Below are 22,344 nucleotides of genomic sequence, written 5' to 3'. Positions count from 1 at the left end.
CTGGCGCCACCGGTGTCCCCGGGTACCGGTACCTTGTGGCCGCGGGGTGCGGGCACCGCCGTTAAAAGGAATGGCCAAACCTTCTCGTTGCCGGTGTACATCAGCCCTTCGGTGTTGGGTTGGATCACCGCTTTGCCCGGAAAATAACTGCGCTCAAACTGAAAACCCAGATCTTCGAGCCAGTTGAAATGCTCGATGCTGCCGTCGCAGTAGGCGCGGATCTTCGTGTGATCGGGCTTGCGCGACACCGCGACCAGGTACTTGTACATCTCGTCAGGCGAGTCGGGATGACCCGTGGCCTGCTGGACCGCGGTCCCCCCGCCCAGGTAGAAATGTCCACCGGCCAGCGACGTGGTGCCGCCTGCTACGGCGGCGCGCTCCAAGACCAACACCCGGGCGCCCGCCGCAGCCGCCGTCACCGCCGCGCAGCCGCCGGCGATGCCGAAACCGATCACCACTACATCGACGTCATCTGACCAGGTTTTCACCGCGTATGCGTTGACGGTCGCCGGCATGTCGATGCTCACCGCTGCTCCTGCTTTACGTAGTCGTAGAACGCCTTGATCTCCGGGGAGAGATAGGCGATCTCCACAAACGGCACCCCCGGCATGCGGTGCTGCTAGATAGGCAAATTCAATTCCGCCGGGCATGATGCCGCGCTGCACCACGGTAGCGCCGTGGTTGGCCGCCTCAACCAGGGCGACTTCCAGCCGGTGCGGGCTTTCGGCCTCCAAGCAGATGTGGTGCAGGCCGGGGCCGCAGTCCCGCAAGAAGTCACTATAGATATTTTCGCCATGAACCGGCGAGATGAGTTCCAACTGTATGTCGCCGAGATAGCTCAGCGAGATGCTCGCGACGAAATCGGCGGGCTTGCCGTAATAGCTGCAAGCATCGGGAGCAAAGTGCACGTCGGGTATTCGGACCCACTTCCGCGCGCCCAAAAGGCAGGTGAGCGCGGCCTCGGTGGCATCCAGGTCCGTCGTCACCCACGCGATCTGTGTCACCGACTGAACGGTTAGGTTCATCGTCTCGCAGAATATCCCAGCGGCTTGACGCCAGAAAGAGCGCAGGCAGAATTTGCTCGACACCAGCGGCGGCTTCCGCGAAACGGTGGGTGAACACGTTCTAGTTGGCGTCTGTCTGAGTCCCGACGTCGGCTAGCACTGACCCCGACGTGGCCGCCGTGGGCGGAGCGCTGCTAATCCGGGGCTGGGATTCCGAGGTCCTGGCGGATCTGATCAGAGGTGGTCCGCCAGGAGACCGCGGCGGGAAATTGTCCCCAGACGCTGTTGAAGATTCCGATGAGCTGCCCGGGTCCGCCACCGGCCAAGTAGACCGGTCCGCCGGAATCGCCCTTCTGGCTGGCTACCCCGCCGGACATGGTGAACCACCCGTTGTTGACGCTTTCGACGATTCCGCACGTTTCACCGGTGCTGATGCCGAAATGGCAGACCGCTTGACCACGTTCGACCACCGATCCCAGTCTTGATGTCAGCTGGCGCCCTCCAGGCAGCACATCGCTCATTCTGACCCCGTCGACCAGCGTAATTGCCTCGTAGTCATCGATTGACTGGTCGGTGGAAACAGTGGTACCGCTTGGTGTGCTGTCGCGGAATGCTCGCAGGTGGCCGATGACGTTATTGTCTCGGTCGGTGACCGTACCCTCGCCCCGGCAATGCCCCGCGGTAAAGGCCATTCGCTGTTTAACGTCTACGTACGCCAGGGTGCAGATGTGGGCGTCCTGGTGAATTTCCATGCCGGGATATACCAAGGTCGGGTCGGCGTTCGCGGTCGCCCATGACATCCCGAAGGCGAGCGCCCCGGCAGCTACTGATACAGCTAATGCGCGCAATGCCAAGCGGCGCACCGTGGACTCCGATCCGTCAAGGCCGGCATGGCACCGGGCGCGGGTTGAGGTTATGGGGTCATTGACCCCGACGGTAAGACTTTCGCGCCGTCTGGCGGCTGCGTTACCGCAGCGTGGCCAGCGAGACATCAACCCTGGTCGCGGCGGGCGCACGAGGTTCCCAGCCCGGCGGTCCGAAAACGTAAGCAAGCCGATCACGTAGCCGTGTCGCCGCACGCCAGTCGCGCGCGATCGCGACGTATTCGCGGGTCTGCAGCTTCCAGATGTTGAATGTGGTCACCGGCTTGGTCAGGCCATAATGCGGGCGGAAAATCTCGGCCTGGAAACTACCGAATAGCCGGTCCCAAATGATCAGGATGCCTCCATAGTTCTTATCCAGGTAGATCTGGTCCATCCCATGGTGCACGCGGTGATGTGACGGGGTGTTGAAGATGAACTCGAACAACCGCGGCAGCTTGTTGATTCGTTCAGTGTGCACCCAGAACTGGTAAATCAGGCTGACAGAAAAGGCGAAAAACACCATCCAGGGCGGCACCCCCAAGAGGGGCAGCGGGATCCACATGAGGATCTCCCCGCTGTTGTTCCACTTCTGGCGCAACGCTGTGGCAAAATTGAAATATTGGCTGGAGTGGTGCGCTTGGTGGGTAGCCCAAATCAACCTGACTCGGTGCGCGATCCGGTGATAGGTGTAATAGAGCAGGTCAAGGCCTAGAATGGCGATGATCCAGGTGTACCACTGGCGTGCCGAAAGCTGCCATGGGGCAACATAGGTGTAGATAGCTGCATAGCCAAGCAAAGCTAGGCTCTTCCAGCCTGCCGTAGTGGCCATCGAAACCAGCCCCATAGCGATGCTGGCTAATGAATCGCGACCAAAGTAGGCGCCCGACGCCGGCCTGACCTTGCCGGTCGCGGCCGCCTCGACTGCCCCCAGTTTGCGGGCGGCGGTCCATTCGGCGACCAGAAGGAAGAGAAAAAATGGGATGGCGTACAGCACCGGGTCCCGCAATTCGCTGGATAGCACCGCGAGGAAGCCTGTCGAAGCACTCACATTAGTCAGACTACTGAAAAGCCGAGTGGCGGCCTAGATCGGCGGCGACATCTCGAACGACGAGAACGGTCTACCCCATGGCCTTGGAGATCGCGTCGCGGGCGCGGTCAAGCAGTGACGCGAAGGCCCCACCGCGAAGTTCAGCTTTGCCGACTCCACCCCCCGGGGGATGGCCTCGTCGGTGCGATGGGCTCGACCGTCTGCGCAGCCTTTGTCATGCGGTGCCGCTGTCCGGAGTCGAGCTCGCGCTGCAGCTTAGGAAACTCGTCCTGTTCCTCATTGTCAGCGTGCACGGTGACCGCATGCTGCAGCTCGGTGAGCTCGTCGATCAACTCTTGCGAATCGATGTCGAGCTTTTCGAGCCTCGAAAGCAGCTCTTTGGCGTGGCGCTCTTCTAGCTGGCGGGCATCGACGATGTCGTCCGCGCAGCAATTTCGCGGCGCACCCGCGGATGAACGATCATCTTCTCGGCGGTCTCGTGCACAGCCAGAAGCTGTCGCAAATCATGAAACGCGGCCTCGCGGGCTTTGGAATCCGATGCGTGCAGCACCTCATCGGACACGTCCTTGATCAGATCGTGCTGAGCTTTGCGGAACTTGACGACTTCCCTGGGGGTTTCGACCAACATCTCAGTCATGTGGAATTTCCTTCGTTTTGTCCCGGGCTCTGCGCTAATTGCGTCGGGAGTACCCGGGTTGAGTGCGACCGGAACAGCGCGGGAACCCGCGACCTGGGAAGGCGTTTGGGGCCTGCCCGGCTGCTGCCCACTTCAGCCGCATGGGGCGCGTCGCGCCAACCAACCGTGGCGGTGCTCCTGCCGAACCTAATGGAACAGCCTATGCTGTTGCTGCTCAACTGATTTCGCCCGATCTACCCAAGTTTACGGCGCCGGTTAGCGTCGAATATCCTGAACAATCAGCCGTTGCCGGCCTGGCGCTGTGCCAAGGACTCGACAGTTGATGGCGTGAAACTGGACGGAGGTGTACTGGTGTCAATGCACCTGCCCTGCCGCGATGCCGTCGCGGCACCGGCTCACCCGCGTAAGGTGCTGATCCGTTGACCCAGGTGCTCGTGATCGGCTCCGGCTTCGCGGGGCTGTGGGCAGCGCTGGGCGCTGCCCGACGGCTCGACCAGCTAGGCGTCCCGTCTGGGACAGTTGATGTAACGGTGTTGAGCGACAAGCCGTTCCATGACATCAGGGTTCGCAACTATGAAGCGGACCTGAGCCCATGCCGGATCCCGCTTACCGACCTGCTTGACCCGGCGGGTGTCGCGCACATCACGACAGCAGTGACGGGCATCAACACCGACGCACGGAGCATCACTACGTCGAGTGGCAATAGATACGCTTACGACCGGTTGGTGCTCGCGTCGGGCAGTCAGGTGGTCAAACCCGCCCTACCGGGTCTGCGAGAGTTCGGGTTCGATGTCGATACCTATGACGGCGCAATGCGGCTCCAGCATCACCTGCAGGCATTGGCCGCTGGCCCACCGACGATAGCAACGGCCACCGTCGTCGTCGTGGGTGCTGGATTGACCGGAATCGAGGCAGCCTGCGAGCTGCCGGGCAGGCTTGGCGCGTTGTTCGTCGGCAGTGATGTCACACCCCGAGTGGTGCTGGTTGATCACAACTCCTCGGTCGGCTCTGATATGGGCGCCTCGGCGCGTCCGGTCATCGAAGAAGCGTTGGCCGGCAACGGAGTTGAAATCAGAACTGGGGTGAGCATTGACGAGGTCAGCGAGGCTGGCGTAACGCTATCGTCGGGTGAGCAGCTAGCAGCCGCGACGGTGGTGTGGTGTGCTGGAATGCGGGCCAGTTCGCTTGCCGAGCAACTACCGGCGGCCCACGACCGCCTGGGTCGCGTTGTGGTCGACGACTACCTTCGCGTGATTGGGCTACCGGCCGTCTTCGCTGCTGGTGACGTGGCTGTTGCCAAGATGGACGACGAACATGTGTCGGTGATGTCGTGTCAGCATGGGCGACCGATGGGTCGGTACGCCGGCTACAACGTCATCAGCGATCTGTTCGATCAGCCACTGTTGGCTCTTCGAATCCCTTGGTACGTAACGGTTCTTGACTTGGGACCAGCTGGCGCGGTATATACCGAAGGGTGGGATCGGACCGTGGTGTCGCGTGGTGCGCAGGCCAAGGCTACTAAGCGGATCATAAACACACAGCGGATCTACCCACCGCTCAACCGAAGTCGCACCGACCTGTTGGCGGCGGCCGCCCCGGACCTGCAGGCTCAGCCCTAGGCTCAGTCAGTCGGCTGTGGAGTGGGCGCCATTGAATTAGTCTGCTCGCCGGCGTACCAATGCACTGCGTATATTCCGGGCTGCAGAGACAGCTCGGCCACCAATCGCTCCAGCTTGGCCGGCGTGTGGCCGCCCATCAAGAGGTGGGCGGTCAATGCGATGTTGTCGTCACTAGCCTGCCCGATATGAATGCCGCGCAGCATGATGTCGTTGCTGGCGGTATGTTGAACGATCTGGGCGCGCGCGTACTTCGCGGATTTCGGGCGACAGACTACCTGCACCTGGTAGGGCCGCAAGCTTTCGTCATCGTCGACGGTGTTGTCGTGGTCGATCAGTCTGCCTAGTGGGCGCCCGAGCAAGTGGATGGCGACGACGGTGCCAGTGGCGATCAATGCGAACACCAGGTGTCCAGAAGCGGCCAGCACACCCACCGCTGCAGAGCACCACAGGGTGGCCGCCGTATTGAGGCCGCGGACGTTAAAACCTTCCCGCAGGATTACCCCGCCACCGAGAAACCCGATTCCCGACACTACATAGGATGCGACCCTCGTTGGGCTGCTGTCCTCGGTGGCGGCGGCATAGAGCACGAACAGAGTTGCTCCGGTCGCCACCAAAGCGTTCGTACGCAGTCCGGCCATGCGCGCCCGCCACTGCCGCTCGAGGCCGATAAGGGCACCGCAACCCACACCGACGGCGAGCCGGAGCGCGAATTCGACGACGCTGAGGTTCTGCACAGCGCTGCACTCCTTTTCCGCCGCTAGGATGGAGGGGTCAGCTAAGCACATGTGGGTTAACAGCGGGTGGAGCCAAGGCAAATCGGTTGCCTACTGGCGCGGGGATTACTTGTTGCACAGTGGATCTGCCGACGGCACCGGGCGTCAGCTGAAGCGCCGCTCGGTGCTGGCTTGAATCAGACGTGACTGAGGTGTTGGGGGCAGTAGTATTTCGCCGAGATCACGGCAAACTGGGCCGCGGCATCCATAGTCAATCCGGGGTTGTGGACCTTCACATCATGGACGAGCTCCAGGCCCGATAGGCCGTTGTCCAGGTGCCCGCACACTGCTTTGGCGGAGCCGATGGCTTGAGCCGGGCTGGGATAGGTGATGCCAACTTGTTGCAGGGCCGTGAGGAAGCCCGCGTCATCACCGCCGTCAGGCTCCTCCGGATCGGCATAGACAGGTGCGGCAAGGCCGATTGCCGCAGCCACCCCGAGCACCGCCAGCAATTTTTTCATCGCTTATACTCTCCTGTCCCCCCAAGCAACCGCGAAATTGCCAGGTAGTGCCTAACCTGCCGTTCGTGGCTGCTTTCGACAATAGCGCTTGTGCTAATGGCATCCGGAATAGGACGGAAGTCATTGGCCGGAATAGATCTCGATACTGCTGGGGCACTGGGGCGCGGTTTCCCGTGTCTTTACAACGGTTGGCATAAGAGTTCACCAAGCAAGCGGCTTGATCCTTGAACTAGCCCAACTGCGTATCCGACGGCACGACTTTGGGCTTGTCGCCCTTCGACAGGTGCACTGCGTGGATGCCGGGCTTTTTTGCCAGTTGCTCGAGCAAGCTGTCAAGGCCTTCCGGGTCAACCCTGTGGTGTTGCACGCTTTCGGGTTTCTCCGATATTTGCGCGACCAGACGCTTCAGCTTTTCCGGTGACGTGGCATCTTTGAGGTCTTTGAGCGGGGCAATATGGCCCCGTGCGCCGGCGCGGTTGACTGCGCTGGGAGCTCCGGCGCCAAAAGCACTGCCGAGCATGCCTGCCAACGACATTGAGCTGAGCAGGCCGCCCTCGCCGAGCGCGGCAGCGGGAACGGCCTCCGGCCCGGCTGCCGTTAATGCGGCGGCAACGGTCCTGATGGCTGGGGTCGCCGCGGCCCAACTCGGTGGAGCCGTTAAGGACCCGACCAAGGTTCCGCGTCCCCAATGCGCTGTCACATCGCCCGGTGTCGCGCTGGTGAGCCAGCCGCGGCCCCAGTGCGGCGCAAGTCCGAGCCCGCCGCCCAGCGCGTCTTTCGGGATCTGGGCAAGCCCACCCGCAGCCGAATGCGGAGCGAACTTGAGGAACTGCGATGCGGGAAAGTTGACCAGCAGCCCGATGTCGTTGAATCCCGTGGTGAAGCCGAGCGGCGCTCTGACGGCCGTGAACAGGGAGATGTACGTGGATGCTCCGGTAGGGCCGAACAGGGTGTTCAGGAGACTGCTGACAGCCTGGTTGTAGCCAGTGCTGAGGTCGGCGCCCAATTGCAGTAGCCACGAGATCGGTCCGCCAGACGCCGTGATCGCCTGCGCGGTAGTCCCGCTCGAGGTCCCGGCGGCTTGCCCCGCGGCCACCGCTTGGCTGGCGAGTCCAGCGGCGCTGACTACCTGAGGCGGCTCGGTGAACGGCGTTACCTGGCTGGCGGCTGCCGATGAGCTTGCGTAGCTGTCCATCGCGACAGCGTCCTGGGCCCACATTTCGCCGTATTGCGCCTCGGTAGCCGCGATTGCCGCTGTGTTCTGCCCAAAGAGGTTGGTTGCCACCAACAACGCGAGCTGACTGCGGTTGGCCGCGATCTCCGGCGGTGGCACGTGCGCGGCAAACGCCGTTTCATAGGCGCTGACCGCCGCCGCAGCTTGAGTCCCTGCTTGGGCAGCCGTAGCGGCGGTGCTTTGCAACCAGGTCAGGTAAGGTGCCGCCGCGGTTGCCATGGCCAGTGACGACGGACCTACCCAGGGGCCGCTGGTCACGCTGTTGATGACCGACGCACAGGAGGCGGCGATGGACTGCAATTCGGCTGCCAGTCCGTCCCAGGCGGTCGCGGCGGACAGCATCGGGCCCGAGCCGGGACCGGCGTACATCCGGCCCGAGTTGATCTCCGGTGGAAACGCTGCATAAAACATGTCTGAGTCCCTACCTGGTTGGGTGCGTCTGGATGGTCAGTCGTCGAGTGCCGGGATCACGATGATGGTGGCTGTCGCGGGATCAGCTTCGGCGGCCGCACCGCTTAGTGAGCTTGCCGCTGATCCGCTGCCTCCGGAGCCGAACGCAGTGGCACCAAGGGCTCGTCCGGCCAAGCTGGACAGCGCCATCTGGCTGAAGACGCCTGCCTCACCGGGCACCGCGGCGGCTGGAGCGGCGGCCAGGTCGGCGGGTAGTAGCGAGGAGATTAGCCTGATTGCGGGGGCGGCCTGGGTCCAACCTTGCGGCACCGACATGCTTCCCACCAGGGCAGCACGACCCATCGCCCCCGTGACGGTGCCATCGCTTGCTGTGCCGGCAGAAGTCAGATTCGCCCCCAACGAAAGCGAATCGGCGATAGGCGCCAGGGCTCCGGCAATGGGTTTTGCCGGAGCAAAAAAGGCTTGCAGACCCTGCGCGTTTTGCACGTAGGCGTAAACCTGCCCAAACGACAGGAACACGCCACCCGGAATGGCGGTGATTCCTTGCACCGAAAATGGCCCGGTCAGGGTAGTCATGATCGTGTTCCAGTTTGCGATGTCGGTTGCCAGCCAGGGCGGCAGAGGAGGCAAAGGGAAGAAGGATGCGGGCAAAGCCGCCGACGGACTCGTCGGCGACGACACGACGGATGTAGCCAGGTTGTGCAGAACGTTGGGCACTGAGGCCATCAGCTGCGACAGTTGCGCGGTGATATCCGAGCCGGCCGCGGTGCCGGCTGCCTGAGCCACGGCGGCGGATTGGCCGGCCGCCGCCGCCGGGTCGGTGGCCGGCGGCGGTTCGGTAAAGGGGGTCAATTGAGAGGCCGTCGCCGAGGAGGCGGCATAGGTGTACATCGCGGCGGCGTCCTGTGCCCACATTTCCATGTACTCGGCTTCGGTGGCTGCGATCGCCGGTGTGTTCTGCCCGAAGATGTTGGTGGCGATCAGGGTCATCAGCAACGCGCGGTTGGCCACGATGACCGGCGGTGGCACTGTCGCCGCAAATGCGGTCTCGTAGGCGGCGACCGCCAGGTTCGCCTGCGCGGAGGCCTCCTCAGCCAAAGCGCCGGTGGTATTGATCCAGGCAACGTACGGCGCAGCCGCGGTAGCCATCGCGATGGAGGACGGGCCGGTCCACAGTCCCACGATCAGACCCTCGATGATCGACCCATACGACGCCGCCATCGACTGCAACTCGGCTGCCAACTCGACCCATGCCTCAGCCGCAGCCAACATCGGGCCTGGACCGGCTCCCGCGTACATCCGCCCCGAGTTAATCTCCGGCGGGAGCGCCCCAAAATCTAACATTTGCTGCCTCCGGCTCTTAGCTGACTACCATAGTAATCACGGTCGTGTAGTTCTGCAGGCAGTTGCGTCAGCTCTTATCCAACTCATCAAACATCACGCTGCTGTTTCGTGATAAGGCTCCCCATGTTTGACGGACCGAGCTACGCTCTTGCTGGCAAGAAGACTTCTGCGAAGGCTAAGCGACGGCCTCGAGTTGAACCATCCTTGCGCACATAATTTGTATACCTTGCCCAAAGGTATTTGCGTTTGCATTCCCGCCAGGTAATCGCGATGTTAAATGTAGGTGTCACTGCTTGTTCGTGACCGTGAGCTCGGCATCCAGCTATCACCGCATTCAGTAAATAGAGTAGTCAGCAGCCTGCAGAAACCGATGGAGCAAATTAACTAGCCAATCAGGTCAAGCAATTTACCTGAGATTAACTGCAAACCAGGGACCATCGGACAGTGAACCGACACGACGGATCATATGCGATTAGCCAATTTGCTCTTGCGGTCTGATTTTATTGTTGTGCAAGAATATACACATTATCCATTTGCCTCAGCTTGCGATTATACGAAACCTAAGATAGTAGCCGTAGCGTCGGCTTGAGCAGTTAATTCTTTTGCCGCATTGTCGTCCGATATCGCAGCTGCATCGCCTCCCCGAATTAGGTTTGATTTTGCGGCAAATCGCAACCTTTTTGCCGCGCGGGGTGGCCTGCTGGTGAACCGTCTGGAAAATCGCGCTGCATCGGCCATCAACTCCTCCCCTCGACACGCATCCGGCCCTCAGGAATATGCCCTGCGTTGAGCGCGCCCACGGCTGCCGCCCCTACCGCGCCCGCAACCACAGTTCGGCTCGGTCGTGATGCGTTCTGCCCACCTGTGGGGAGGGTACACACGATGTGGCGACTCATATCAACAAACTCCTACCAGTCAGCTGACTGATTGCTAAAAGATCGCTGAGAGGCCGTTACCGTCGGACACGTCCAGCCGGTTCTATTGTCGTGCTAGATCACCGCGCCTCGGACTTTGAGCGAGCTTACTCGAAGTTTCCGGCCGTTATCCCGCCGCCGGGGGCCGCGCGACGAAAGTAGGGCGGAAGCCGTATTGTGGCACGGCACGTCCGAAGGGTTGGCCCCCTATGTTGCCGACGGGCATGCCAGGCATGCCAGCGGCCACTGCAGGCGGCGGGGCGATCATCGGCGTGCCACCCAACGCCGTGCCCAGCGGGCTAGGCAGCGGTGCGGTCGCGGTCCATGTTGGCGGCACCGACAGCGTCCCGATGATTCCCGAGTTGCCCAATCCGGCCGAAACGGCTCCTCCGAACCCGCCGGCGGCCGCGCCCGGGCCCGCCAACGCATTGCCAACTTCAGCCGCGGCAGCTCCTACATCCTGAGTCGCATCCGCCGCTGCCGCACCAGCCAGCACGCTGGCCATGAATGGCGCAAACGTGCTACCTGGCACGAAGAGGCCAGTTGAAGTGATGGTGTTCCAAACATTCGCATTGGGCCCCCAGGCGTTCCAGAAGGCCTGCCACCAAGCAGGTCCAGAACCAGTCAGCAGGTCCCAAATCACTTGCAGCCATGATGTGCCGCTGGTTGATCCTGATAGTCCCTGCAATGCACTAGGAATCATGGTGATCAACTGCGACAGCGTGCTTTGCTGGTTAGCGGCAGACGTGCCGGCGGCTTGACTAAGCGCAGCTGCTTGGGCGGCCAGCCCGGTGGCGCTGGTCGTCTGCTGCGGCTCGAAAAAGGGGCTCAGCTGTGTCGCGGCAGCCGCGGAACCGGCGTAGCCATACATGGCCATGGCGTCTTGCGCCCACATCTCGGCGTATTGCGCCTCGGTTGCCGCGATCGCCGGAGTGTTCTGACCGAAAATGTTGGTCGCTATCAGTGCCGCCAGCTGGGTGCGGTTGGCCGCGATCAAGGATGGGGGCACCGTAGCGGCAAACGCGGCTTCGTAGGCTCCGGCGGCGGCTTGTGCCTGTATCGCGGTCTGTTCTGCCTGTACGGCGGTAGCACTCATCCATGCCACGTACGGTGTGGCGGCGGCTGCCATCGATGCAGATGCGGGGCCGTACCACTCTTCGCCGGTGAGCGCGGCGAGTACCGCTCCATAGGACCCTGCGGTGACACGTAATTCTGCGGCTAGGCCTTGCCACGCCGAAGCTGCGGCGAGCATTGGGCCCGAACCTGGCCCCGCATACATACGCCCCGAATTGACTTCCGGTGGCAGCGTTGCATAGTCCATTGCGGCAGTCATCCTTGGCCTCTTTTCTTATCGGCTGTGAGGGGGGTAGTGCTTTGCGTGGTCGCTTGGGAACCGGCCTCGTGAACAGTTATCGTCGGCGGCTGCGCCGGTGGGCGCTTCGCCGCTTGAACGTCGAAATCTGCTATGTGCGAGGCTGATTCCCGGTGATCTGTAGCGGACGGCGGTCTGGTCGTTGCGGGTGCTGGTGCTGCTGTACGCCGAGCCGTTGCGGCCCGGTGCAAGCCACCGACGGCCGACGCGGGTGCCTTCGGATGGCTCATTGCAGACGACATCAGGACCTCTTGACAGAGACCCAACCCTTATCGATGTCGCTATTCGCAAGCTCTACTGTCACGGCTTCCACGACGGAGCCGTGCAGGTCAGAGAATCAGGCGAACGCGCTTAGGTAGCGAAAACGGCACCGGGGCCGGATCGGAACGAAGTGCTCGTCGATCTCGGATACGGACTATCGTCGGGACTCATTCCGCTCACCTCCTCGGGGCCGGGGCACACGGGGATGCCAGGCATACGGCACGCAAGGATGAGAGCCCAGTAGAACCACTGAGCGCGGCACCCCTCTCGTCAGAGCTTTGGCACCACACGGCGTATCCGGCTAAACCGGAAGCCACTTGGGCTCAACCCTTAAGCCGGGAAGAGCTGTCCTGACCCTGGGCGTCTTTCGACGTTCGAGGTCAGTGGCCTATATCCGTGCAGACGCCTCACCTAGCGAGGTGCATGCGAAGGTCATCGTGGCACTACCCGCGGCAGGAGTCAACCCAACATCCCGAACATGGGCAATGTGAGTCGAGGAGATCTGCGCACACGCTGGCGTGACTTAACCGGAGATGTGAAGTCTTGCCGGAGCTATCCGGCGGCCGGCGGGCGGGGCATGATGGTCAGCCGGAATCCGTACCGAGGACCGTTGCCGAAGTTGCGCGCGTAGATGCCGCCAGCCGGCACGCCGGGCATACCGGGCATGCCCGTACCGGCTTGCACGCTAGCCGCGGTGCTGGGCGTGTTCGCGCCGGCAAGCGTACCGGCGTGATCTGCGACCTCGACGGCCGCTGCCCAGCTCGGTGGAACAGACAATCGCCCGATCAACGCCGCCTGGTTGGTACCAGCTCCGATGGCCCCGACTCCCGACCGGGCGACCGTCGCCCTCGTCCACGCGGCATCGCCGGGCTCCGGGCCCATGAGGGGCAGCGCGACCTCCGGCGCCCCGCCTTCTGCCAGCGCATTGATGTCGGCCAGTGCGGCCGTGACGGCGGGCATGATCGCCCCGGGAGCCGTGTATCCCGCCGACACAACGCCATTCGACAACAAGGAGTTCAAGAAGACCCCGTAGGGGCTCCCGTCGCTTCCATCGAGAAAGTTGAGGATGTCGGCGAGCAGACCCGAGCCCGGAATAGCGTCGAGTGGCGACGCCGCCGCTGGCGACGCGAGTCCTTGTAAACTTGCCGGCACCATGGACATGAGGTGCGGTAACTCCGTCTGCGTGAGGCTGCCCACCGCGGCACCGGCCGCGTGGGTAACGGCTGCAGCCTGGCCGGCCGGCCCGGACGGATTGGTGGTCTGTGCGGGTTCGGAAAACAGGCTCAGCGCTGCGGCGTCCGCGGAACTGCTGGCGTACCCATACATCGCCGTCGCATCCTGAGCCCACATTTCGAAGTATTCGGCCTCGGTAGCCGCGATCGCAGGCGTGTTTATGCCCAGAAAATTGGTGGCCACCAGCGCCATCAAGCGTGCGCGATTCGCCGCAACAACAGCAGGTGGCACCGTCATGGCGAATGCGGCTTCAAAAGCCGACACAGCCGCCGCGGCCCGACTGGCAGTCTGCGCGGCCTGCAGGCCCGTGACACTCATCCATGTCACGTACGGGGCGACCGCAGCCGCCATCGCCGCCGATGCGGGCCCCAGCCAGCCTTCACCGACCAACGCCGAGATCACCGACTCGTATGCGGCTGCGGTCAAATGCATCTCCGCGGCAAGGCCATCCCAGGCCGTCGCAGCAGCCAGCAGTGGCGCCGAGCCCGGGCCCGAATACATGCGCGAGGAGTTGACTTCAGGCGGGAGTACTGCGAAATCCGTTGTCAACACCTCCTCGAGCCGTGTGTTGAATGACCATGTCGTGTGGTTGGTTTCGATGGCACACTTGCAGGCACCGAGCGCCGGTGTCGCGGTGTCTTCGCTACCGTCATCCAGCGGCTGGTGGGCGGCCCATTATGGTTGGCCGGAATCCGTATCGTGGTGCATTGCCGAAGTTATGTCCGTAGGCGCCAGGAGCGGGCATGCCGGGTACGCCGGGCATGCCCGCTGCAGCTTCGGGCGCAATGGCGGAACTGGTCCATCCACCGCCTGGTGCAGCAGCACCGGCGTGGTTGGCCACTGCGGTCGCCGCCGTCCAGCTCTGCGGAACCGACATTCGCCCGATGAGCGCCGCCTCGTTCATGCCGGCTGACACGCCGCCGGCCACCCCCGGCGACCTCATCGTCCCCTCCGCGGCGAGCTCGTTGAGGATAGGCAGATTTATTGGGCTGTCCGGCGAGGCCGCGGGTATCCACGATGGGTTGCCTTCGCCGGAGCCCATGGGCGGTAGTGCGCTTCCTTGGGCGCCGAGTGCGACCGCATTGATATCGGCCATGCCCGCCCAGACCGCGGGGATCACAATGGCAGGGCTGACATACCCAGCGGAGACGAAGCCATTGACCAACGAGGAGTTCAAGAAGATCCCGTAGGGGTTCCCATCGTTCCCATCCAGGAAGTTCAGGATGTCGGCGAGCAGGCCTGACCCGGGAATGGCGTCCAGCGGCGACGCGGCCGCCGGTGAAGCGAGCCCTTGGAGGCTCCCGGGCACCGAGGACATAAGTTGCGGCAGCTCAGTCTGGGTGAGGCTGTTCGCTGCACCGCCGGCGGCTTGAGTGACCGCCGCGGCTTGGCTGGCTTGCCCACTCGGATCGGTTGTCTGTGCCGGTTCGGTGAACGCTGTCAACGTCGAAGCCGTGGCGGAGCCGGCAGCGTAGCCGTACATCGCGGCCGCATCCTGAGCCCACATTTCGCCGTATGCCGCCTCAGTAGCCGCGATCGCGGGTGTGTTTTGACCAAACATGTTGGTGGCAACCAGGGCCGCTAGCTGAGCGCGATTAGCCGCTACCTCGGCTGGGTGCACCGTCATGGCGAATGCAGCCTCGAACGCACCCGCAGCTGCTGCCGCCTGACGCGCAGTTTGCTCGGCCTGCATTCCGGTGATGCTCATCCAGGCCAGATAGGGGGTGACTGCGGCTTCCATTGACTCCGACGCTGGCCCCAACCAGCCGTCGCTGGTCAGCACTGAGATCACTGTCTCGTACGCGGCTGCCGTTGAGCGTAGCTCTGCGGCAAGCGCATCCCAGGCCGTCACCGCAGCCAGCATCGGCGCCGAACCAGGCCCGGAATACATGCGCAGGGAGTTGACTTCCGGTGGTAATGCTCCAAAATCCATTGCCGACACCCCCTTAAACGACCCAGCCTGCGTGGGCAGCCCGATACGAGCCGGTGGCGGCCTTCATAGGGAATTGTATGGGCGGCAAGTCTGATGACGCCGCGTTACGGGCGCCGACCGCACCGCCGGCCTGCTGCGGTTCATCGGTCGCTGCCACGAGCAAACCCCGTTGTGTCCCAATAAAAGACATCGGACTTTCTCCTCTTCGAGATAGTCCGACCCGGGTTCTGGCGCCTGCCGCTGCGGTGGTGGTGTCGGGGAATTGCCGATTGCACGGGCATAATCACTGCGCTCATGTTCTCGGGTACTCGGCGCCAGTCGATTCAGACGGCGGAACGACTGCCATGACCGGATCGGATAAACGGTCATCGACTTCGCATAGCCACGGTTAATTGCTTCCCGTCCACCTCCCGTCAGGATTCGGCGGCCTTGCGGTGCCGCCGCGGTTCGCAAATTGCGATGAAGCCACCTAGCGAAGTTTGCCAGACGCGACGGCCCGCTCGTGAAAGCTTTGGCAGGATACAGCGTATCCGGGAAAAGCGTTGCCCGAGGCTTGTTGGGTTCAATCCATACAGAGGTCGAACCAGCGCACCGCGAGCGTGTTTGCAGGTTCGACGTCAATTCCGATTTCAAGGCCCTATTTGCGTCTGCGAAGTGTGGCTGGCGAAGCGCATCAAGCGTCATCGTGACATTGCGACCGATGCCCGGTCAACGCGACTCGCGGAGGTCGAGACGGTCGAATGCGGCGCCGCCGTTTTCGTCGTGGGTTCAGATCACACTCGCGGATCAGGTTAGCTGCGCGGGTGAGAAGACGGCTAGCTCGTCTTCTTCTCGGCGACCGCAGCACTGAGGCCTTCGGCCAGGTCTTCGCGCGTCAGCTCTTTGAACCGGAGCAGTTGAGTTTCGCTGAATTCGGTCAGCTCGCTGTTGAGCACGGCATCGAGGTCTTCATCGTCAAGGCGGAAGCTACGGTGGTCGCGGGCCTTCTCGACGACGTTGCGCACGAAGCCGGCATTACCGAGCATATCGATACCGCGGATCAGATCGCCGTCTTCGGAGTAGCTCTGGTCGTTGTAGAACTTGGTGTACGACGGCAGTAACACCTGAGCTACGTCGCCGGTAATAACGTCTTGATTCTCTCGGCCCATCAAGCGGGTCAGTGCGATCAGCTCTGGCGGCGTGTAGCTGAAGAACTCGATAACCGTCGAAAAGCGCCGCCGCAGACCCTGATTGACCTCAAGCATCTTTTCCATGGCTTTGGCATAGCCCGCGCCGAAGACCACGAGCTCGTCGCGATGATTTTCCATGTACAGCAGCAGTGTGTTGATGATCGCGTTGCCGTAGGGATCGCCCTGGGAGTACCCCTTCTCGTGCAGGGTGTGCATTTCGTCGAAGAAGACCGCCCCGCCCAGTGCTCCCTCGAGCATCTCTTCCGTGTTTTTCTCGGCGTCTGCCATGTAGCGGCCCAACAGCTTGGTACGGCTGGTCTCTACCACCATCGGCTTGCGCAATACGGTCAATCCGCACAGCTGCTTAGTGAATGCCCTTGCCACCGAAGTCTTTCCGGTACCGGGCGGCCCCAGCAACAAAGTGTGGCGCGATGTCACTGGGACTGGAAGCCCCATCTTTGCGCGGGCCAAGTTTACCTTGGTCGTCGCCTTAATCAGCTTGATTTCTTTCTTGGCCTGCTCCATGCCCAGCATGGCGTTGAGCTCGGCATCCCCCTCCGCCAGGTACTTCGCGGCCATCTCGGCATGGCGCGCAGCCTCGGTTTGAGCACGGGTCGGTGCAGTGGCCGGATCCCAGGGATCTTTGCGTGCCTCAATCGTCTCGGGGTCGGTCAAGACGAGCCGATAGTTGGGATTGTCCAGTGCTTCGCGCGCAGGGGTGAACTTAGGATCGCGCGAATACACGCGACGCAGCAGTTCGACGCCTTCTTCCTCGCGGCCGACGTGGCGCAAGCACATCCCCTGGGTGTACAGCGCGATGTTGGCTGCGCCGGGTACCCGGTCTCCTTCGATGGCTTCTTGAGCGCGCCGGAATGCTTCCTCGAACACCCCCAACGAGGCCAGTGCCGTGGTGGCCATCGCCGCGCCCGCAGCCTTCAGCTCGGGATGACGCCACGGCGTTGCCTCCGGAAACTGGTTGAGCACGTCGGGCCAGCGTTTGGTGCGAAAGTACAGGACGCCCCGGACATAACTAACCAGCTCAGCGTCGAATGGATGACGGGGATCGGCACCGTCGAGCAGGTCCGCGGCCTCCTGGTAGCGCTTGTTCTCGGCGAGCACCGCAGCATACCCGCAGGCCAGCGAATCTACACTGGTGACCGCCAGTTTCAGAAACAATCCGTCGGAGACCTCGGGACGGAATTGCAAGTCTGTAACGCCGAGGCGGCGGGTTTCCCAACCGAATGTTCTGACCGCCGCCCAGGCGCCGGCAAGTACCGCGAGGCTCTGGTCGCCGGCGAGGATCCGCGCCAGCCAGGCATCGCACATCCCTGGATCCAGCTTGGTAGCGGTGGTGAACATTTGTGCCGCCACCTGCGGGTTGTGGCTGGGCTGTAACCCATTGACCGAAATACCGGAGGCGAGCAGACCGGCGACTAGAGCGTTGCGGGCATCGTCAGCACTTGACTGTGGGCGGGTCATTGCCCCGGTGACGAGCTGGTTGCGTGCTCCCGCAACTGATCCACAGGCAGTTCCAACTCGTCATGGTCACGCACGTCTCGAGCAGGCACGACCAGTCGAGCACGGATTGCCGGTACCGGCAAACTCGCCCGCACTGCCGCCAACTGACGGCCGGTGAGCCGGTTTAGTCCCGTCGATAGGTCTTTGGGCAGCCGCGCGTCGCTGTGGTACCGAACCCACGCCGATATCTGAGTCCGATCGCGCCGCATCGCGAGTCGTACCGTGCAGATCGTGGCCCCTACTTCGGGGGCATCGGATAACCACAACTGATCTAGCGTCTCCGAACTGATGTCCGACGGCGTAACCCAAAAACTGGTGGCATAACCGTTGAAATGCTTGAGATGGCGCCAACCTGGACGAGTCCGTGCCGGCTCTAAGTCGGCCAGCACCGCGCTATCGACCTCGGTCAGCTCGTCAGCAGTCAAGGGCCGCGCCGCACAACTTTGACCATCCAGATCCTGTACCAGCCGCTCGGTCGCTGCCACCAATGTCGAGGCCAACGAATCACGAGAGGCGATTGCGGCCACGTTGCGCTGCGGATTCATCCGTAGCACCAACCACGTACGGCGACGGTTGGCGGCGGGCTGATCACCCACCACTCCCCACTCCTCAGGGCCCCATTCGTCCAATGAAGCCGAAGCTCTGGCGGCCTCGACGCCGCCGCGCATCTCCACCGACACGATGTCGATGCCATCGAGCTGAATATCGAACTGGCGCAAGCCGTCAGCAACCGCGACCACCGGCAGGACCGCCGACTGCGGGGTTCGATGACGGTGTCGACCCGACTGATCGGCTTCACCGCCGTCCACCTCAATCACCGTGACCAGCTGGCCGTGGTACTCACGCACTCCGACGGTGTCACGCCCGAAACGCCGCTGATAGTCGATCGCCGGCGTACATCCGGCGCTCAATACCTCGCCCTGATCCGCAGACCAATCCCACACCCACGCAGCGATACCTGAGGTCATCGTGATCCCGTGATAGGTGACAACCGACAACAAGGTCACCAATACCGCAAGACCGACGCCGACCCACCATGCCACACGATTCTCGCCTTGCCACGATTCTGGGCAGTGGCTGGCCACCACCAAAATGAGCACGTCAAGCAAGAACACTGTCGTCAATCGCGGCCACGACAAAGCCAATCCGAATCTACGCTGAGCTTTCATCGCTGCTTCCGTGATCGCCGCATCAATGTCGCCGTACCGAACACCGCACCGCCTATCAGTAGTGCACCGGTTAAACCCCCCGCAGCCACCCATATTGGCACCATATTGCGCTCGGCGGACGGCTTCGGCAGCATCAGCGGTGCCGATAGTTGCTTCGGTGGCTTAGCCGGCCCCTCGGGCACATCCCAGGTCAGGGCTGCCACTGGGTCGACCACACCGTATCCGACCTGGTTGTCCACGCCGCGGGCCGGCGGCCGGGCCGTATGGATCATTCGATTCATAACCTGGTAGGCCGATAATTCGGGGTACTTTGCGCGGACCAGGGCAACCACTCCGGACACGATCGCGGCTGAAAAGCTGGTTCCGGCCGGAACCAGCAAGGTGTTGTCCGGCCCGTCGATCGCATTGATCAAGCCGTCGTCTCGAGGCGAGAGCCCGACCACGTCGGTTCCCGGCGCGGCGATCGACACCCACGGTCCAGCGATACTCATTTGGCTCATCGGCTGACCGTTGGTATCGACGGCACCGACCGTCAGCACATAATCGCTGAACCACGATGGTGTCACCACGGTGGTGACTCCGTTCCAGTCGCGGGGATCATTGGGCGCCAGCGGATCGAAGATCGGGTTCTGCTTACAGTCCTTCTTGCTGCCGTCGCCGGCCGCGGCCACAATCACCGCGTTCTTATCGATGGCCGCGTAGTGGACTGCTGCACCCAGCACCCGCTGATCGATCACATTGCGGGCGCTCATGCAGGTCACATCGGAGATGTTGATCACCGAAGCGCCCATGTTGGCAGCGTGGACGATCGCTCGCGCCATCGTCTGGACGTTGTCGATCTTTTGTGCCGTCTGCGGGTCTTCGTCCCCCGTGTACGGGTCTTTGAGACCGAATGCCTGGCTTGATTGGCGGATCGAGATGACCTCGACATCCGGGGCGATCCCGCTAAATGCATCGGGCGGGGGTGCTGCCGATGGACTGGGTGCCGGTGCTGGTGGAGACGGCGTTGGTGTTGGCGCCAGCGGGTGTAGGTTGTCGACGGAGATCGCCTGCCCGCCACCTGAGTAGCTGGGTATGGTCACCGTGCCAGCACCGTGGTTGGCTGCCGGAGCCTGCTGCCCAGGCGGGGCGGGTGCCGCACCTGGCGCTGCTCCTTCCTCCGGCGGAGGAGCCGGAACCATGGTCACGGTCTGAGTTTGAGGTGGCACCGGCGACAACGTCACAGTCTGTGGCGGCGGCGGCTTCTCCGTCGTGGGAATGGTGACGGGCCGTCGTGGGACTGCTGGCGGTGGTATCGCGCCACTGGCCGGAGCTGCGGCGATCATCGACGCCACGATGGTGCCGTGGGCATCGCAGTCCGACAACCCGTCACCGCCTGCCATGACATAGTCGCCCCCGGGAATCAGGCGTGGCAGCCGCGGATGTGGTGTTACACCGGTGTCGATGACGGCGACCTTCACCCCCTCGCCGCGGCCGAATTGCCATGCCTCGCTGAGGTTGAGCATGTCCATGTACTTGGGCGGCAACCGAAAGTCTGTACCGGGTAATGTGCCGACCTCGGTGCAGTAGGAATTCTGCTTCATCGGCGCCATCGGTCCCGGCGGACCGTCCGGCGGCAACGCCCCGGGATCGATTGTCGGAGGTGAAATCGCGTATGCGGGTGGTAGGCCGGCTAACGCACCCGAAGCAAGCAGAATTGCGGCGAAGGCCGCGGCGGGGCCGCGACCACGCCGCAACTTGCTGCTACCGATAACGAATCGCTGCATAGACATTCATCAACCACAATGCCAGCGGGAAGATCGGCATCAGGCAGAGGTATTCGATCCATTCCACGAGCTTGCGGAACAGCGGGCTGTAGATGGTGTTGGGCACTACCGCTGCGGCCGTCAGACCTGCCGCTGGCAGCAGGACCAACATCGTCGCCGCGATCGACACCGATAACGGCGAGGCCAATACCAGCGCATACCGGATGACAACCGCAGCGACGATAATCACCGCAGTCGCTGCCAGGGTAGTTGCCTGCCACCGGTCAACGTACGAGCGGCCGCGCAGCAGGAGGAAGCCGGCGGTAAATCCAGCAAGCAGCAGCGGCAGCCAACGCTCCGCGGCGTGTGGGTTGGATAGCGCGGTCAAACACACCACCATCAAGACGCCAAGACCCACCAGCAGACCGCTCAAGAATGACCGAGCGCGTTCGGCTTGCAGCACCACATCGCGCACCGACGCCGGCCCTTCCAGGGTTGCGGGGCCCCCGCCGGACCGCACCACTGTGGTGGGCAGGTCCGGGCGAGCCTCGAACACCCATCGGCTGGTGGCGGACGGGAACACCGGTAGCCGGATCCCGGCTAGCCGCCGCGACAACGCAGGTGCGGCGTGGTAGAGAATGACGGATGCCAGCACCATGCAGCTAAACAACGTCACCGCACTAGCCGCCGCGACCATTCGGGCCAGGCTTGCGATCGTCGCCAGCGCACTGATGGTGATGATGGCGGTGTAAATACCGAGGCGGCGACCGGTGAACCGAAGCGCCAACGTGGCGGAAACAGCCAGTACGCCAAAGCCCAGCACCGCTTGCGGTGACCCGACCGGACCAGGGGGGGACGCCGCCGTCGCCACGGTCAGCGGAGCAAGACCGCTCAACAGCATGATGTCGGCAATGCGGCGGTCGGTGTCGGTCTTGGCGCGCATCAACAGCAGCATGGCTACCGCCAGCACCAGCACGGCGATCACTGAGCCGAAAATGGTGGTCAACCACGTGTTGTGATGCCATCGCCACCAGCCGAACACCCCCGACGCCAGAACCACGCCGGTCGCCACCATCGACGCCCCGACCTGGACAGCCACGACGGGGTCAATCGCGGCGAACCGCTTGCTGAGATTGGACGCGACCGCAGTGGAAATGTGCTCGATGACCTGCGACCGCTTCTCCGTGTCGGAAAGGAACCGGATCCACAGTCGATCGCCGTCGTAGATGTCTTGTTCGGTCAGCGACTGGGTGGCACGCAGCGGGGAGCCGTCGACGAGGCATAGCGCCCAGCGCCCGCGCCCGGTCGCCTCCAGCGGGGTCTCGCCGAGTTCCCTGAGGCGACTGTTCACCACCTTCAGCAGGGGCTCGGTCATCACGGAAACCGGCGCGTTGGCGTCCAGTAGCACGCCGATCTGGACACCGGTGCCAGCCATAATGCCGACCACAACCGACCGGGGCGACGAGACGCCCTCAAGTTCAGTCTGTGGCGCATCAGCTACTGCGGTCATCGTCCTGCACCCCCTGCCGTGGCGAACGTCGTAGCCCGTGGCTTCAGCCGAGCCCGGGGCTTTGTCGGTGTACTCATCAAGGCCTCGTCGCCTCGGGTGAGTTGCGGCTCGACCAACTCCGAATTC

The 22,344-nt window shown here is 62.9% G+C and carries 15 protein-coding genes, 1 pseudogene and 1 riboswitch; of the genes and pseudogenes, 1 reads left to right on the top strand and 15 read right to left on the bottom strand.

The window, feature by feature from the left end:
- The 4 genes and pseudogenes from F0Q45_RS29090 to F0Q45_RS07140 form a co-directional block, all read right to left on the bottom strand.
- On the bottom strand, window positions 1-1,025 hold a 1,025-nt coding region (locus F0Q45_RS29090; protein WP_262490900.1), incomplete at its 3' end, for an FAD-dependent oxidoreductase.
- A 173-nt stretch (window positions 1,026-1,198) separates the two neighbouring features.
- Window positions 1,199-1,867: an Rv1815 family serine proteinase gene (locus F0Q45_RS07150; RefSeq protein WP_149653278.1), complete on the bottom strand. Its 669-nt coding sequence runs from the start codon at window positions 1,865-1,867 to the stop codon at window positions 1,199-1,201.
- 103 nt (window positions 1,868-1,970) lie between these two features.
- Complete coding sequence (locus tag F0Q45_RS07145; RefSeq protein WP_188112825.1) at window positions 1,971-2,915, bottom strand: sterol desaturase family protein; 945 nt, start codon at window positions 2,913-2,915, stop codon at window positions 1,971-1,973.
- 70 nt (window positions 2,916-2,985) lie between these two features.
- Window positions 2,986-3,552, bottom strand: a pseudogene (locus F0Q45_RS07140) (hemerythrin domain-containing protein).
- 419 nt (window positions 3,553-3,971) lie between these two features.
- Here F0Q45_RS07140 and F0Q45_RS07135 point away from each other — a divergent pair.
- Window positions 3,972-5,171 (top strand): NAD(P)/FAD-dependent oxidoreductase, encoded by a 1,200-nt coding sequence (locus F0Q45_RS07135; RefSeq protein WP_149653277.1) that lies wholly within the window; start codon window positions 3,972-3,974, stop codon window positions 5,169-5,171.
- Between the two features lie 2 nt (window positions 5,172-5,173).
- Here the strand turns inward: F0Q45_RS07135 and F0Q45_RS07130 are convergent, their stop codons facing one another.
- From F0Q45_RS07130 to eccD, 11 genes are all read right to left on the bottom strand, one after another.
- Window positions 5,174-5,905, bottom strand: a complete 732-nt coding sequence (locus F0Q45_RS07130) for an MgtC/SapB family protein (protein ID WP_149653276.1) — start codon at window positions 5,903-5,905, stop codon at window positions 5,174-5,176.
- A 176-nt stretch (window positions 5,906-6,081) separates the two neighbouring features.
- Window positions 6,082-6,405, bottom strand: a complete 324-nt coding sequence (locus F0Q45_RS07125; RefSeq protein WP_149653275.1) for a DUF732 domain-containing protein — start codon at window positions 6,403-6,405, stop codon at window positions 6,082-6,084.
- A 229-nt stretch (window positions 6,406-6,634) separates the two neighbouring features.
- The gene (locus tag F0Q45_RS07120) at window positions 6,635-8,050 is read right to left on the bottom strand and encodes a PPE family protein (RefSeq protein ID WP_149653274.1); all 1,416 of its coding nucleotides are present in this window, start codon (window positions 8,048-8,050) and stop codon (window positions 6,635-6,637) included.
- A 36-nt stretch (window positions 8,051-8,086) separates the two neighbouring features.
- On the bottom strand, window positions 8,087-9,394 hold the full coding sequence (locus tag F0Q45_RS07115) for a PPE family protein (protein WP_149653273.1): 1,308 nt from the start codon (window positions 9,392-9,394) through the stop codon (window positions 8,087-8,089).
- A gap of 1,041 nt (window positions 9,395-10,435) precedes the next feature.
- Entirely contained in the window at window positions 10,436-11,641 is a 1,206-nt protein-coding gene (locus F0Q45_RS07110) for a PPE family protein (RefSeq protein ID WP_306439426.1), read from the bottom strand.
- 555 nt (window positions 11,642-12,196) lie between these two features.
- Window positions 12,197-12,367, bottom strand: a riboswitch (M-box (ykoK) riboswitch).
- A gap of 126 nt (window positions 12,368-12,493) precedes the next feature.
- Window positions 12,494-13,675 (bottom strand): PPE family protein, encoded by a 1,182-nt coding sequence (locus F0Q45_RS07100; protein ID WP_149653282.1) that lies wholly within the window; start codon window positions 13,673-13,675, stop codon window positions 12,494-12,496.
- A gap of 148 nt (window positions 13,676-13,823) precedes the next feature.
- Complete coding sequence (locus F0Q45_RS07095; protein ID WP_149653271.1) at window positions 13,824-15,107, bottom strand: PPE family protein; 1,284 nt, start codon at window positions 15,105-15,107, stop codon at window positions 13,824-13,826.
- Window positions 15,108-15,922: 815 nt separating this feature from the next.
- Entirely contained in the window at window positions 15,923-17,755 is a 1,833-nt protein-coding gene (eccA, locus tag F0Q45_RS07090; RefSeq protein ID WP_149653270.1) for a type VII secretion AAA-ATPase EccA, read from the bottom strand.
- On the bottom strand, window positions 17,752-18,963 hold the full coding sequence (gene eccE, locus F0Q45_RS07085) for a type VII secretion protein EccE (RefSeq protein ID WP_149653269.1): 1,212 nt from the start codon (window positions 18,961-18,963) through the stop codon (window positions 17,752-17,754). Before eccE ends, eccA begins: the two co-directional genes overlap by 4 nt.
- Window positions 18,960-20,729: a type VII secretion-associated serine protease mycosin gene (gene mycP, locus F0Q45_RS07080; RefSeq protein WP_149653268.1), complete on the bottom strand. Its 1,770-nt coding sequence runs from the start codon at window positions 20,727-20,729 to the stop codon at window positions 18,960-18,962. Before mycP ends, eccE begins: the two co-directional genes overlap by 4 nt.
- Window positions 20,707-22,218, bottom strand: a complete 1,512-nt coding sequence (gene eccD, locus F0Q45_RS07075; protein WP_149653267.1) for a type VII secretion integral membrane protein EccD — start codon at window positions 22,216-22,218, stop codon at window positions 20,707-20,709. Before eccD ends, mycP begins: the two co-directional genes overlap by 23 nt.
- Window positions 22,219-22,344 lie beyond the last annotated feature (126 nt).

The sequence above is a fragment of the Mycobacterium simiae genome, from assembly GCF_008370645.1.
In the GTDB taxonomy this organism is placed as follows: domain Bacteria; phylum Actinomycetota; class Actinomycetes; order Mycobacteriales; family Mycobacteriaceae; genus Mycobacterium; species Mycobacterium simiae_A.
This window is presented reverse-complemented; position numbering and strand designations above follow the sequence as displayed.